At 62.7% G+C, this 13,839-nt stretch carries 12 protein-coding genes; 7 read left to right on the forward strand and 5 right to left on the reverse strand.

The window, feature by feature from the left end:
* The first annotated feature begins 69 nt into the window (after positions 1–69).
* From OVA00_RS28770 to OVA00_RS28780, 3 genes are all read left to right on the forward strand, one after another.
* The gene (locus OVA00_RS28770) at positions 70–333 is read left to right on the forward strand and encodes a hypothetical protein (protein WP_268090084.1); all 264 of its coding nucleotides are present in this window, start codon (positions 70–72) and stop codon (positions 331–333) included.
* A 366-nt stretch (positions 334–699) separates the two neighbouring features.
* Complete coding sequence (locus tag OVA00_RS28775; RefSeq protein ID WP_034795289.1) at positions 700–2,073, forward strand: class II 3-deoxy-7-phosphoheptulonate synthase; 1,374 nt, start codon at positions 700–702, stop codon at positions 2,071–2,073.
* A 185-nt stretch (positions 2,074–2,258) separates the two neighbouring features.
* The gene (locus tag OVA00_RS28780; RefSeq protein ID WP_060520690.1) at positions 2,259–2,657 is read left to right on the forward strand and encodes a GFA family protein; all 399 of its coding nucleotides are present in this window, start codon (positions 2,259–2,261) and stop codon (positions 2,655–2,657) included.
* Between the two features lie 3 nt (positions 2,658–2,660).
* Here the strand turns inward: OVA00_RS28780 and OVA00_RS28785 are convergent, their stop codons facing one another.
* The 5 genes from OVA00_RS28785 to OVA00_RS28805 form a co-directional block, all read right to left on the reverse strand.
* On the reverse strand, positions 2,661–3,578 hold the full coding sequence (locus OVA00_RS28785; RefSeq protein ID WP_060585014.1) for a hypothetical protein: 918 nt from the start codon (positions 3,576–3,578) through the stop codon (positions 2,661–2,663).
* A 183-nt stretch (positions 3,579–3,761) separates the two neighbouring features.
* Positions 3,762–5,495 (reverse strand): TadG family pilus assembly protein, encoded by a 1,734-nt coding sequence (locus tag OVA00_RS28790; RefSeq protein WP_246812717.1) that lies wholly within the window; start codon positions 5,493–5,495, stop codon positions 3,762–3,764.
* A gap of 1 nt (position 5,496) precedes the next feature.
* Positions 5,497–5,919, reverse strand: coding sequence for a TadE/TadG family type IV pilus assembly protein (locus tag OVA00_RS28795; RefSeq protein ID WP_034795083.1), 423 nt, complete (start codon positions 5,917–5,919; stop codon positions 5,497–5,499).
* 284 nt (positions 5,920–6,203) lie between these two features.
* The gene (locus OVA00_RS28800; RefSeq protein WP_268090086.1) at positions 6,204–6,749 is read right to left on the reverse strand and encodes a DUF1003 domain-containing protein; all 546 of its coding nucleotides are present in this window, start codon (positions 6,747–6,749) and stop codon (positions 6,204–6,206) included.
* A 115-nt stretch (positions 6,750–6,864) separates the two neighbouring features.
* Entirely contained in the window at positions 6,865–8,793 is a 1,929-nt protein-coding gene (locus tag OVA00_RS28805; RefSeq protein ID WP_268090088.1) for an LTA synthase family protein, read from the reverse strand.
* 268 nt (positions 8,794–9,061) lie between these two features.
* On the opposite strand from OVA00_RS28805, the gene OVA00_RS28810 reads away from it, so the two are divergent.
* From OVA00_RS28810 to OVA00_RS28825, 4 genes are all read left to right on the forward strand, one after another.
* The gene (locus OVA00_RS28810) at positions 9,062–10,744 is read left to right on the forward strand and encodes an NAD+ synthase (protein WP_034795073.1); all 1,683 of its coding nucleotides are present in this window, start codon (positions 9,062–9,064) and stop codon (positions 10,742–10,744) included.
* A gap of 3 nt (positions 10,745–10,747) precedes the next feature.
* Positions 10,748–11,083 (forward strand): hypothetical protein, encoded by a 336-nt coding sequence (locus OVA00_RS28815; RefSeq protein ID WP_218686669.1) that lies wholly within the window; start codon positions 10,748–10,750, stop codon positions 11,081–11,083.
* Positions 11,084–11,107: 24 nt separating this feature from the next.
* Positions 11,108–11,935: a TolB family protein gene (locus OVA00_RS28820; RefSeq protein WP_268090090.1), complete on the forward strand. Its 828-nt coding sequence runs from the start codon at positions 11,108–11,110 to the stop codon at positions 11,933–11,935.
* 165 nt (positions 11,936–12,100) lie between these two features.
* Positions 12,101–13,837, forward strand: coding sequence for an ankyrin repeat domain-containing protein (locus OVA00_RS28825; protein WP_268090091.1), 1,737 nt, complete (start codon positions 12,101–12,103; stop codon positions 13,835–13,837).
* The last annotated feature ends 2 nt before the right edge of the window (positions 13,838–13,839 follow it).

Raw genomic sequence — 13,839 nt, forward strand, 5'->3', positions numbered from 1 at the left:
GGTGCGCCTACAACGCTGCCGGCGAAGACATTAGGTCTCCCATTGTCTCAAGGCAAAGGAGGCGAGACCATGTTTGAACATTGGGCGGTCATGTGGACGGTTCTGCAGCGTGAACATCGCCGCGGGTCACGCAACGGCTTGGATGATCCGCTCGACGGGCCGGAGTGGCGTGGCCTGCACTGGGTGCTGCCGACCTTCTCTTTTCTGCTTAACCGGCGCAGATCGGATGCGCGCTTGACGCGTTCCGATGCGCCACTCACCGAACGCACAGGCGCGCGCTGGGACGTGAGGGCCAGCCATTGCCGGCCGCAAGCCGCCGGGCACGATCGCTGAACAATCTGTCGCCTATCTTGGCGGCGGCTGTAGCGTCAGGGATGCCACTATGCCATTGAAACTGCGCATCGTTCTTTCGATATAGGGAGCGAGACTTTCGGGATCGTGCGCTCCGCGGAAATATCGTTGCGCCCCGGGCGCCCTGCAAAGCAATGAATTCTGGTAGGATGGCTTTCCAAGCGTTTCCTTAACGTCTATAAGCCCGCATTCCGCGGCGTTTCCGGCTGGGCGGGCACGAGGCTTGGCCAAGTGACCGGGGCAGGGCGAGCGGATGTTGAGTGAAATTTCAGAATACCGGGCGGCCGCCATTGGCCGTCAGGGCGTGACCCGCGCGGTTGGATCCGCGGCAGACAACAGGTGATCGAAATGGCACAGACTTGGACTCCAAACAGCTGGCGGCAGAAACCCATCCAGCAGGTGCCGGAATATCCGGACCTGGCAGCGCTTGAGGCGACCGAAGCGCGCCTCGCGAAGTATCCGCCGCTGGTGTTTGCGGGCGAAGCCCGTCGTCTGAAGAGTGCCCTCGCCAATGTCGCCGAAGGCCGCGGCTTCCTGCTGCAGGGCGGCGACTGCGCCGAGAGCTTTGCCGAGCACGGCGCTGACACGATCCGCGACTTTTTCCGCGCCTTCCTACAGATGGCCGTCGTTCTGACGTTCGGCGCGCAGCAGCCGGTGGTCAAGGTCGGCCGTATCGCCGGCCAGTTCGCCAAGCCCCGTTCCTCGGGTATCGAGAAGCAGGGTGACGTGACGCTTCCGTCCTACCGCGGTGACATCATCAACGGCATCGAGTTCACCGAGGAAGCGCGCATTCCGAACCCGGAACGCCAGATCATGGCTTACCGCCAGTCGGCTGCGACGCTGAACCTTCTGCGCGCGTTTGCAATGGGCGGCTATGCCAACCTCGACAACGTGCACCAGTGGATGCTCGGCTTCGTCAAGGACAGCCCGCAGGCGGAACGCTACCGCAAGCTTGCGGACCGCATCTCCGAGACCATGGACTTCATGAAGGCGATCGGCATCACCTCGGAAAACCACCCGAGCCTGCGCGAGACCGATTTCTTCACCAGCCACGAGGCGCTGCTGCTCGGCTACGAGCAGGCGTTGACGCGCGTCGACTCGACCTCGGGCGACTGGTACGCCACGTCCGGCCACATGATCTGGATCGGCGACCGTACCCGCCAGCCCGACCATGCGCATATCGAATACTGCCGCGGCATCAAGAACCCGCTCGGCCTCAAGTGCGGTCCGTCGCTGACGGCCGATGGCCTGCTGGAGCTGATCGACCTTCTGAACCCGGCCAACGAAGCCGGCCGCCTGACGCTCATCTGCCGTTTCGGCCATGACAAGGTGGCCGAGCATCTGCCGCGCCTCATCCGTGCGGTCGAGCGCGAAGGCAAGAAGGTGGTCTGGTCCTGCGACCCGATGCACGGCAACACGATTACGCTCAACAACTACAAGACCCGTCCGTTCGAGCGGATCCTGTCGGAAGTGGAGAGCTTCTTCCAGATCCACCGCGCCGAGGGTTCGCACCCGGGCGGCATCCATATCGAGATGACCGGCAACGACGTGACGGAATGCACTGGCGGTGCGCGTGCGCTTTCGGGCGACGATCTCGCCGACCGTTACCACACCCATTGCGATCCGCGCCTCAACGCGGACCAGGCGCTGGAACTCGCCTTCCTGCTCGCCGAACGCATGAAGGGCGGCCGCGACGAGAAGAAGATGGTCGTCAACGGCTGATCTAAATCTCTGGCATTGTTCAGGTTTTCTGAACGTCGCTTGGATGCTTTGAATTTGACAATGCCGGGCCGGCTCTGGAAGCTGGCCCGGCATTTTCGTGTCTGGAGCAGGGCGCGGCGCGGGCTGTCGCTTGCGGCGGCACGCTCCATGGCAGGATCGAGGGGTCATGAACTTGGGGAGGGGCAATGCAGGACATTCATCACGGGGGCTGCCTTTGTGGCACCATTCGCTTCAAAGCGCGCGGCGAGCTGCGCGAACTGATCTTCTGCCACTGCAGCCAATGCCGGAAGCAGACCGGGCTCTATTACGCCGCCACCAACGTGCAGGACCAGGACTTCGAGCTGAAGGGCGCGGAAAACGTAACCTGGTACAGGGCCAGTGACAGCGCCAGCCGGGGCTTTTGCCGTCAATGCGGGTCAGCGCTGTTCTGGAAGGCGGACGGTTCGGATTACACCTCGATCCTCGCGGGCGCCTTTGACAAGCCGACGGTGCTGAAGCCCGGCTACCATATCTTCTGCGAAGATCAGGGCGATTTCTACGAGATCAAGGACGACCTGCCGAAATTCGCAGCCGGCCGCGTCTGAGGTTCAGGCCGGCGGGTTTGCCGCCTGTCGCTCGGCCTGCTCGAAGCCGTTGGCAAGGCCGGCAAGCTTAACTGCCTGCCATTGGCAATATTCCTCGATCAGCCGCTCACTCAACCAGAACAGGCCGCGCTGCCCCTCATCGGCTCTTCCAAGCAAGCCGAGATCCTGGGCCCGCGTGAAGATGCGCCGGATATGGGTGTTCGAGATCATGTAATGCGTGGCGAGATCCGAGAGGTTCGCCTCCAGCCAGACTTTACCATCCACAGGCTCAAGGCTCTTCGGCCGCGCCATGAGATCGTCGAGCAGGAGGCCACCGCACTCGGTCCAGACGAAAGCCGCGACACCTTCCGGCGGCTGGGTCCACCGGCGATCTGAAAGCAGCAGGCGGGCGGCGATCGGCTGAGCCCGTTCGAAAACCGTGCGGTCGGCTTCGACGCGGGCGACACGGCCTTGGCCGTCGAAGCGATCGAGCGTTCCCATCTGGCTCATGAACCAGCGCAGCATGGCGCCTTCGCTGATTTCCGTCGGCTCTAGCGGACGGATCTTCTTGCGACCCCGGCCGCCCTCCGCGTCGCGCAAAAGCTTGTAGGTCAGCAGTTCGGCGATGAAGGCAGCAGCGGTATTGCGGCTGGCGCCGCCGGTCTCATGGATGAACTTGAGAAGGCGGGCGGTCGTAACCCCCGTTTCGGGATTGCCGGGCTCACGCTCGAGGTGCAGGGCGTAGACGGCCTGGCTGAGGGTCCATTTCTGGTGGGAGGCGACAAGGCGAGCGATGCGGGGAAACATGTCGTAGGCCGCCATCAGATCGCGCGCGCTCGCCTGGAGCACGTTGCGTAACTCCGGATGACAAAGAAAACCTTCCGCGGTGAAGGCGAGCGAGCCATCCCGCGCAGCGCCTTCCTGCTCTGCCATCACATGCATCTGCTGCGCACACCCCCAATGCTTGCGCGGCCCGCCAAGTGAAGGGCACTCTCGGTGCCCCGCCGGCCAGCCGCGCTCAGCTGCATTCCTTCTACTAGGGCTACCTTGTGCATAACGTGTCAGCAACCGAATTTGTTCAACGGGGCGTTGACGGTGGCCGTCGAACGCCCCGTTTGAACGGGTCTACTGCACGAGGACCGGCGACTGGCACTTGACGCCGGTGACGCGGACATCGGCCTCGCCGACCCGTACGCCGACGAGCAGCAGAAGGTTGTAGAGCAGATCGTCGACCGGCTTGGTGACGGCTCCGAGCGTTTGGGCCAATGCCTGCTGCACGATGGTCGGGCTGCCGAGCGTCAGGAACAGGACCTGTATGTTCAGGTCGAGATTGTTGAGGAGCGTTTGCGTCGTCGAGGTCAGGATGTCCTTGGTCGAGACCGTCTTGATCGACCGGGCCGCGACCTCGGACGGGCTGAAGCTCAGGCGCGTCGGCTTGAGGTTTTGCGCCTCGACATGGGCCAGCGCATCGATCTTGACCACCAGGGCGTCCACGAGTTTGGCTCTTTGTACCCGCGCGTCTGACGAGAAGTTGGACAGGACCGCCGGATCGACGTCGCCGATGGCGATTTCGGCAATGCCGGGCACGGCATCGACGCTGACCGAAGCATTTTCGGGCGTGCCGCCATAGCACCTGATGTCGGCGAGCTTGGCTTCCGCATAGGCGAGTTCGACATAGATCGGCAGGCGGATGCGAATGCCGGCAAGGGCGGCCAGGCCATCGACGTTGACTTCGACGGCAAGGCGGGTCTGGGCGGTGCGTATTGCTGCGCCGGGCGTGCCGAGGCGGTGGCTTGGCGTTTCCACGGGCGGCTCGCCGATCGCAAGCTTGACCTTGGCAGATGCGATCCCCGGAAGGCCGGCCACGGCATTGAGGGCGATCTGGTTTTCGCCATTGGCGATGGCTGCAGCCGCCGACACGATCTGCAGCGCGCTTACGCGCATCGCCCAATCGGAGCCGGCGTCGACCTGCAGGCTCTTCTTCGGATCGAGGTTGAGGATTTGCGCCAAGGTGAAGGTGCGCTTGTCGTTCGAGGTCGAAAGCTCGATGCTCTTGAGCGCGGCCGTGACGGTTCCGGACAGGCCCTGGACGAGCCGCATGGAGGCAAGCAGCTGCGGCATCGTCAGGTTTGCCTTGAGCACGTCTTCATAGGAGGCAGCCGTCAGGTTGAGCCTGGTCGCAATGACCTTCAGGAAGGGCTGGATATCGATATCGGCGTCGATGAGCGCCTGGTAATCCATGACCTTGAGCGAGATCGTCGTTCCGAGCATCTGCCCGAGGATGGAGTTGAGCAGCCCATCATTGAGGCTTGCAAGACGGGAGCCGACGGAGAAGGCCGCGATTTTCGAACTCGCCGCCGTGCCGTAGACGCTGAGGTCCGGCGGGGCGCTGAAGATCGAGGCGAGGAAGATGTCGCCCTTCCTTTCGAGCATCACCTGCACGGCGTCCGTGGGCGTGGCGTCCTTGATGAAGCGCTGGCCGGCATCGACCGACGGATCGGGCACGTAGCGCCCGCGCGCTACGGTCGCGACGCCATCAAGCTTGGCGGTGCTGATGTCACCGGGCGGCAGGGTCTTGCCGTCGATGGTCAACAAACCGTTCGGCGTCGACACGCCGTAGTTCAGGCCATTGTTGGCGAAGTGATTGAGCACGGCCTTCTCGGCGGCGGAGACGTTGGCCGCTGCCGCGATCGCAGCGAGATCGACCGAAGACTGCATTTCACGCTTCTGGACGGTCAGGTAGCCGTAGTCGATCGCAAGGGCCATGGACGTGATCACCAACGGCATGGCCAGGGCGGCCGAGATACCGATATTGCCGCTACGGGCTCGGGCGAGGGAGCGCATGGGTTTCCACAGCATATCAGACCCCTCCGATGCGGATGGTTGCGAAGCGCTCGATCTGTTCGCTCGGCATGGCGAATGTGAACAGGTTGAAGATCGGCAGGTCGCCGGCGTCGTATTTGATCCGGACGGTGAACTGGTTTGCGTTGTTGGCGTCGTCCCTGACGGTGACGGTCATGCGCGACGACTTGATGAAGGCCTGATCCATCGTCGTGCGACGGATATAGTCGGTCGCGAGCCGTTCACGCTCGGTTTGGGAGAGGCCGGCGATGGCTGTGCGGGCGGCATCGGCAGCAATCTGCTGAATGGAATGGGCGGCACTGAGATAGACGCCATAGGCGATCAGGGTCAGCACGCACATGAAGAAGAGTGGTGCTATTATTGCAAATTCGATCGCAGCGGCCCCGTCCCGGCCGCCTAACAGGCGCTTGAAGTTGGACATTGCAGCATCTCCGCGTACCCACGTTGCTGTATTTCTCGAATGTCCCTGCACCCATAACGTGATCCTCAAATATTAATTTTTTCATACTCCGATAAGTTGTTGAATCCCAATGCATTTCGCGAATGTTGCAAAATGTGTATTCACAGTTGAATTAGTATTTATGAAAATGAGCTAGTTTTCGCCCTGTCGCGGCGGCTGCGCGCGTCCGCGTCCGGGCGCCGAAATCTGCGCGAGGGCCGGCTTGCCCATCGTCAGCGCATCGTCCCGGTTCGGCCGGGGTCCGGTCACTCCTGTCCGGGCGTGCGATAGCGTTCGAGCTGCCGGTTGAGCGTCGCCAGGTCCGCGCGCAATTCGGAGATCTCGCGCAGTAACACGTCGTCGACCTTGTGATGCAGTGCGATCAATTCGACTTCCGACTTGAGATTGACTTCGTAGTCCTTCGAGGCAGCGAAGCGGTCGCGCTCCGCCTGGCGGTTCTGCGACATCATGATGACCGGCGCCTGCAGCGCGGCGAGCATCGAAAGCATCAGGTTGAGGAAGATATAGGGGTAGGGATCGAAGGCGCCGGTGGCGAGCAGAATGGTGTTCAGCAAAACCCAGAAGACGAGAAAGCCGCAGAAGCCGATGATGAAGCTCCAGGAGCCGCCGACGCGGGCGATGTTGTCTGCGAGCCTGTCGCCGAAGGAGAGCCGTGCCGTGAAGGCGGCATGTGAATCGGTGGCGAGCGTGCGTCGGTCCCGGGCATGGGTAAGAATGCGGCGCTCGATCTCTCCGAGCTCGCTGAGCGGCTTGCCGAAAAGCTGTTTCGATATGTCATTGAAGTGCGGCATGGCGATCTCCGGAGTTGGCCGGAGACAATCTAGCGCGTCAGCGCCGCAAGGAAATCAGGCGGTACGCGAAAATGCTGCAAGGACCGGAGCGGTTACTGGCCGCTCCGGTCTTCGATCAGTGGGTCTCGACGCTGGCGAAGAGATCAGCGTGTGACTTGAAGAACCGGTCGGTCGAGAAGCGGTCGCCGAACATCATGTCGTGTTGCAGGAAGCGGTAGTCACGCAGGAGTGCCGGCACCTTCGGCTGGCGCGACCACTCGGCGACTTCCTTGCCATTCTTGCGGATCAGCATGTAGCGGTCGACGACGCGGTACTGGTCATACACCTTGCCGAGGAAGCCGGTGTAGTAGGGGTGCTCGTAACCGGACTGCTTGAGGATCTGATAGGAGAGGAAGGCCGGGCTGATGGTGCCGACGTTCTTCTTCGGGCCAGTCTTGTTCGACCAGACGACGAGCGGCGTTTCATGCTGCGCCTTCATCTGCTCCTTCGAACCTTTGCGCTCCGCCGTCACACCCTTCATGAAACCGGTGCTGGTATAGACGGTGTTAAGCGGCGGCAGATGGTCGCCAAAGAGCACGATAACCGTTTCGCGATCGCGGTTCTTGGCCCAGTCCATCAGCTTCTTCAGGCTGTCGTCGGCCTCCTTGATGCCCTGCGCGTAGGTGGCAAGCACCTGGCGGTCGGCCTCGGGCAGGTCGCCTTCGACCTTGATGGTGTTGTTGGCGTAGCGGTTGGCCTCATAGGGGCCATGGCCCTGGAGTGTGACGGCGAAGAAGAAGAACGGGTCGTCCATCGCGTCGGCCTGGCGGATGATCTCGTTGGTCAGCGAGTCGTCCGAGGCGAAGATGCCGCGCTTCTGCATCGGTGGCATGTTCTCTTCCGACTTGAACATGTCGAAGCCGAAGGCCTTGTAGACGGCGGTGCGGTTCCAGAACCAGCTCTGGAACGGATGGATGGCGCGCGAGACGTAGCCTTCGCCACGGAAGAAAGTGGCAAGCGACGGGATCGGATTGCGGATGTACTGCTGGTACGGGATGCTGCCATAGGGCAGGAACGCGTTGGAGAAGCCGGTCAGCGCCTCGAACTCGACGTTGGCGGTCATGCCGCCGAACTCCGGCGAGAAGACGTTGCCCGACTGCATTTCGCGGATCGTCGGCATCGGGTCGGGCGACAGCTTGACGTTCGGCAGGCGGGTCGGATCCCAGAAGGATTCGCTCATCAGCACGATGACGTCGGGCTTGCCGCGGTGCGAGGTGCCGGCGGGAAGCGGCTTCACCGGAATGCGGTCGATCGCGTCGGCCATGTAGCCGGCGGGCGCGCTGACATTGGCCATCGGCAGGTTGATCGCAAAGGCGAGCGCAAAGCCGTTGTGCTTATAGTTCTCGGTCTGGTCCCACATGATCGGGATGACCTTCAGGCGATCACGGATCCAGGAGAACTGGTTGTAATCCATGATGTTCCAGAAGGCGACGAGCAGCGGCAGCGCGAAGGCGAGGCGGGCGACACGCTCGCGGGTCGTCAGCTTCGGGAAGGTCCGCCAGGCAAAGCGCAACAGGAGGGCGATGGCGACGACGGTGGCAACCAGGCCGACGGCGATGCCGAGCGCCGTCCACGGACGGTCCTTTACCAGCACGGGCATCAGCTCCATGATCTGGCGGCCGAACAGGAAGTCGGTCGGATAGAGCGGATCGGACAGGAACACCTGCTTCTGCTGGCAGATGACGGCCGGCAGAAGTGCCAGCGGCGCGATCACCACGGCGGACTTGTGCTCGCGGCCGAAAATACCGTCGACAGCGAGCAGAATGAGAAAGAATATGCCGATGGTCGTCAGCGCCGGGCGCGTCGGGTCGAGGACATAGGAAAGGGTGTCGGTCGGCGACTGACGGACGATCAGTTCAACGGCGAAGACAAGGGCAGTTGCAACGAACAGGGAGAACAGGGCGCTGCGCGTGGAAGCGAGCGTCTTGGCGTGCCGTGCGGCGAAGCCGGGTCGGTCGGCATAGACACGTGAGCCTCGCGCGACAGCGGAATCGATACTGGCCAACATATTCTCCAATTTCATAAATGCGTCGTGTAACTGTCATACGCCCGTCATTTTGAACAGGGGATGAATGGTTTCTTAACGGGAATGGAGGGTGGCTTTTCGTGGCGTGAAGCCGCACGAACGGCCCAGTATAAGGACCGGGAAAAACAGAAGTTTTCGGTTTTTTTCGCGTGGCTGCGATTGGCTGTGGGTATTTTTCCGCAGATTGCGCTAAAGAACATTGCGAAAGTCAGATGCAATCGTTCAGGACAGACCGACAGGCCCGCTCATGACCGCCCATAAAAACGCCCCCTCGCTCCTTCGTATCGCCGTTGCCCAGCTCAATCCGACCGTGGGCGACATCGCCGGAAACCTGGCCAAGGCGCGTGAGGCGCGCGCCGATGCGGCGCGACAGGGCGCCGATCTCCTGCTTTTGACGGAGCTGTTCATTTCGGGCTATCCGCCGGAAGACCTTGTTCTGAAGCCGGCCTTTCTCAAGGCCTGCCTCCAGGCCGTCGAAAAGCTGGCCGCCGAAACGGCCGATGGCGGCCCGGGCGTCATCATCGGCTTCCCGCGCCTGTCGAAGACCGGCCGACATAACGCCGTGGCAGTGCTCGACGATGGCAAGGTGATCGCGATCCGCGACAAGGTCGATCTGCCGAACTATGGCGAGTTCGACGAGAAGCGCGTCTTCGATCCGGGCGAGATGCCGGGACCGGTCAATTTCCGCGGTGTGCGCATCGGTATTCCGATCTGCGAGGACATCTGGGGCGATCTCGGCGTCTGCGAGACGCTGGCCGAAAGCGGTGCTGAAATCCTGCTGTCGCCGAATGGTTCGCCCTATTATCGCGGCAAGGTCGACGTGCGCCATCAGGTCGTGCTGAAGCAGGTGATCGAGACCGGCCTGCCGATGATCTATGCCAACCAGCTCGGCGGCCAGGACGAACTGGTCTTCGACGGCGCCAGCTTCGCCTTCAACACCGACAAGTCGCTCGCCTTCCAGATGAGCCAGTTCGAAGAGGCGATCTCGATCGTGGAGTGGAAGAAGGGCGAGAGCGGCTGGCATTGCGAGCACGGCCTGAAGTCGCGCCTGCCGGAGCGGGAGGAGGCGGATTACCGCGCCTGCATGCTCGGCTTCCGCGATTATGTGAACAAGAACGGCTTCAAAAATGTCGTGCTTGGCCTCTCCGGCGGTATCGATTCCGCCATTTGCGCAGCGCTCGCCGTCGATGCGCTCGGCGAGGAGCGGGTGCGCACGGTCATGCTGCCCTACCGCTACACCTCGCAGGAATCGCTGAAGGACGCCAAGGAATGCGCCGAGGCCCTCGGCTGCCGTTACGACATCGTGCCGATCTCCGAGCCGGTCGAAGGGTTCCTCAGCGCACTCTCCGATACGTTCGAAGGCACGGAATCCGGCATCACCGAGGAGAACCTGCAGAGCCGCACCCGCGGCACGATCCTGATGGCGATCTCCAACAAGTTCGGCTCGATGGTTGTGACGACAGGCAACAAGTCGGAGATGTCGGTCGGCTATGCCACGCTCTATGGCGACATGAACGGCGGCTTCAACCCGATCAAGGACCTCTACAAGATGCAGGTCTATGCCATCTCGAGCTGGCGCAATACCACGGTTCCTCCGGGCGCGCTTGGTCCTTCCGGCATCGTCATTCCGCAGAACATTATCGACAAGGCGCCTTCGGCCGAGCTTCGTCCCAACCAGACGGACCAGGATTCGCTGCCGCCCTATCCGGTGCTCGACGACATTCTCGAATGCCTGGTGGAAAAGGAAATGGGGACGGACGAGATCGTCGCCCGCGGCCATGACGAGGTGACCGTTCACCGGGTCGAGCATCTGCTCTACATCGCCGAATACAAGCGCCGGCAATCGGCGCCGGGCGTCAAGATCACCAAGAAGAACTTCGGACGCGACCGCCGCTACCCGATCACCAACCGCTTCCGCGACCGGGGCTAGGCGATGGATATCCTCTCCGAAGAGACGGACGGCCGACAGGGCCGTCCAGATTTTACGGACGAGGAAATCCGGCTCCTGCGACTGTGGTCGGCAAGCGACGTTTCCGCCGGCCGGCAGCTTTCGGCGCAGATCGGCTATTTCGCGACGCCTGCGATCTTTGGGGTCTATGGCCTTGCGGCCGGAAGCCTCACCGTCGTCGGCGTTGCCTTCATCTGTATCCTGCTCCTGCTGGCCTGGGGTCTGGTCACCACCTGGCGGGACCGACGCAATTCCGTTCTGATGCAATCGGTCTGTTCCAAGGTTCTGGCGACCCTGCCGGCGGGTGAAGACAAGAAATAGCGGCCTCGTCCGGGAGAGAAGAGCATGCGCAGTTCCGTCGAAATCCATGACATCGCATCAGGTGAAACGCGGGTTGTCTGGCAGACGGACCGGCTGGTCGAGGCACCAAACTGGTCGCGGGACGGCTCACATCTGATCATCAACGGTGACGGCAGGCTCTATCGGCTTGGCCTTGATGGTTCCGAACCGGTGGAGATCGATACCGGTTTTGCGACGCTCTGCAACAACGACCACGGCCTCTCCCCGGATGGCACGACGATCGCGATCAGCGACAAGACCGAGTTCGGGAAATCGGCGATCTACCTGCTGCCGGCCGAAGGCGGCACGCCGCGGCTCGTCACCCGCAACCTGCCTTCCTATTGGCACGGCTGGTCGCCCGACGGGAACACGGTGACCTATTGCGGCATCCGCGACCAGGTCTTCGACATCTACACGATCTCAGTCGACGGCGGCGAGGAGCGGCGGCTCACCTATGGGGAGGGCCGCAACGACGGGCCCGATTGGTCGGCAGACGGCGAATGGATCTATTTCAACTCGAGCCGTACCGGCCAGATGCAGATCTGGCGGATCCGCCCGGACGGCAGCGACGTCACGCGCATCACCGACAGCCCCTATGGCGACTGGTTTCCGCATCCGTCGCCTGACGGTAAGCACCTGCTCGTGCTTTCCTATGACGGCGACGTCTTCGATCATCCGAGGGATCTCGATGTCCGGTTGCGGCTGATGGACCTGGACGGCGGCAATGCCCGCATCCTGTTCGAGCTCTTCGGCGGGCAGGGAACGATCAACGTTCCCAACTGGGCGCCCGCAGGCGATCGTTTCGCCTTCGTCCGCTACGAACGGGAAAGCTGACCGCGCTGGACAAGTATATCGAGGCCATGCTAGCGATGAGGTCGTTCGCAGGGCACATCCGATCCGCGGGAAGGGCAAGGCCCACCTGTCTCACTGAACTTGGTTGCCACACCTCTTTTCAGTCTGTGGGCGCGGATACCGGACGTGAATGAAAGGAGGTCTTTCATGATCACGCGCGATCTTTCCGCGAACATTACCCTCGATGCGATCCGCAAGCAGGCCAAGGCCTTTTTGAAGGCCGTCAAGGCTGGCGATGCCAGTGCAAGGCAGCGGGCGCTTCCCTATTTCTCCGAACCGACCGCAATGGGCCTTCAGGATGCCCAGCTGGTGCTTGCCCGCGAATTCGGCTTTGCCAGCTGGACGCGGCTGAAGCGGCATCTGGAGAAAGCCGAGGCCGGCACGCCGTCGACCGAACAGGTCGCAAACCGCTTTCTCGCTCTGGCGACAGTCTCCTATTTCGGCGACGTCGCTGCCGATCCCGAGCGGTTCGCTCAGGCACTCGACCTTCTCAAGGACCATCCTGAGATTGCCGGGGACAACATTCACGTGGCCGCTGCGCTCGGCGACGCCGCGGCGATCGACCGCTTTCTCGATCGCGACCCGAAACTCGCAGAGAAGCGCGGCGGTCCGTTCGACTGGGAGCCGTTGCTCTACGCCGCATATGCCCGCGTTCCCGGCCGCTCGTCGCTGCCGGCGGGCGCCCGCCTGATTGCGCGCGGGGCCGATCCGAACGCTTACTGGCTCGACGACGGCCAGTATCGTTTCACGGCTTTGACCGGCGTCTTCGGCGAGGGCGAGGCGGGGCCGGAGCGGCAGCCACCGCACCCGGATTGCCTTGTCTTTGCGCGGCTGCTGCTTAATGCCGGTGCCCGAGCCAATGACAGCCAGGCGCTCTACAACCGGATGTTCGAACCGGACAATTCCTGCCTCCAGCTGCTTCTCGACCATGGCCTCAATGCCGACGACCGCAACAACTGGCTGGTGCGCAACGATGGCGGCCTGGTCGAAAATGGCGAACGCGTCTTCGACTATCAGCTTGCCTGGGCACTGGAAAGACGCATGTCCGATCGCGTCCGGCTGCTTGTTGCGCACGGCGCCGACGTCAATCGCCCGATCAAGGGGCGCACGCCCTATCAATGGGCGGAGCTCGGCGGCGATCCGGCACTGGCACAATACCTCGTGTCGCGCGGCGCGACCGAAGCAGCGCTGGAGGATGTCGACCGGCTGGCCCGTGCCGTTGGGGAAGTGAAGGCCGACAAGGCGAGGGAACTTGTCGATAGGGATCCGACACTTGTCGCTCGAACCCAGGCTGCACACCCCGCCATTCTGCACGAGGCGGCGGGTGAGGACCGGCAGGACGCCGTGGCGCTGATGCTCTCGCTCGGCTTCGACGTCAACCGCATGACCTCGCGCACGCCGTTGCACGAGGCGGCGCTGCATGGGCATGTCGCGATGGCGAGGCGCCTGCTCGATCACGGCGCCGATCCATTGGCCCGCGACCCCTACCATCATGCACCGCCGATCGGCTGGGCCAAATACAACGGCAAGGACGCGATGGTCACTTTCCTGAAGGATCAGCCGCTCGACATCTTCGCAGCTGCGTCCTTTGGCGTGGCCGCGCGCCTCGCCGACATCCTCGACCGGCAGCCGGATCTGATCGAAACGCCGTTCGGCACGTTCCGCGGGCGCGGCAGGCCGGAGCCACAGCACGACTGGATGACACCGCTTGCCTTTGCCGTGATCAACGGGCAGGCGGGAACGGTGCGGCTGCTTCTCGAAAGGGGCGCGAATGCACGCGTGCGCGATGGCGCCGCCGGCCCGTCGATACGCGATCTTGCCCTGGAGCAGGGCAATGCGGAGATCGTCGCCTTGCTGCGCGCTTCGGCGGCCGCCCCGCAATAGGA

The sequence above is a fragment of the Ensifer sp. SL37 genome, from assembly GCF_026672675.1.
GTDB classification, from domain to species: domain Bacteria; phylum Pseudomonadota; class Alphaproteobacteria; order Rhizobiales; family Rhizobiaceae; genus Ensifer; species Ensifer adhaerens.

Coding starts and splice junctions, on each gene's coding strand:
- OVA00_RS28770 (WP_268090084.1), top strand. CDS start 70: ATGTTTGAACATTGGGCGGTCATGTGGACGGTTCTGCAGCGTGAACAT.
- OVA00_RS28775 (WP_034795289.1), top strand. CDS start 700: ATGGCACAGACTTGGACTCCAAACAGCTGGCGGCAGAAACCCATCCAG.
- OVA00_RS28780 (WP_060520690.1), top strand. CDS start 2,259: ATGCAGGACATTCATCACGGGGGCTGCCTTTGTGGCACCATTCGCTTC.
- OVA00_RS28785 (WP_060585014.1), bottom strand. CDS start 3,578: ATGCATGTGATGGCAGAGCAGGAAGGCGCTGCGCGGGATGGCTCGCTC.
- OVA00_RS28790 (WP_246812717.1), bottom strand. CDS start 5,495: ATGCTGTGGAAACCCATGCGCTCCCTCGCCCGAGCCCGTAGCGGCAAT.
- OVA00_RS28795 (WP_034795083.1), bottom strand. CDS start 5,919: ATGTCCAACTTCAAGCGCCTGTTAGGCGGCCGGGACGGGGCCGCTGCG.
- OVA00_RS28800 (WP_268090086.1), bottom strand. CDS start 6,749: ATGCCGCACTTCAATGACATATCGAAACAGCTTTTCGGCAAGCCGCTC.
- OVA00_RS28810 (WP_034795073.1), top strand. CDS start 9,062: ATGACCGCCCATAAAAACGCCCCCTCGCTCCTTCGTATCGCCGTTGCC.
- OVA00_RS28815 (WP_218686669.1), top strand. CDS start 10,748: ATGGATATCCTCTCCGAAGAGACGGACGGCCGACAGGGCCGTCCAGAT.
- OVA00_RS28820 (WP_268090090.1), top strand. CDS start 11,108: ATGCGCAGTTCCGTCGAAATCCATGACATCGCATCAGGTGAAACGCGG.
- OVA00_RS28825 (WP_268090091.1), top strand. CDS start 12,101: ATGATCACGCGCGATCTTTCCGCGAACATTACCCTCGATGCGATCCGC.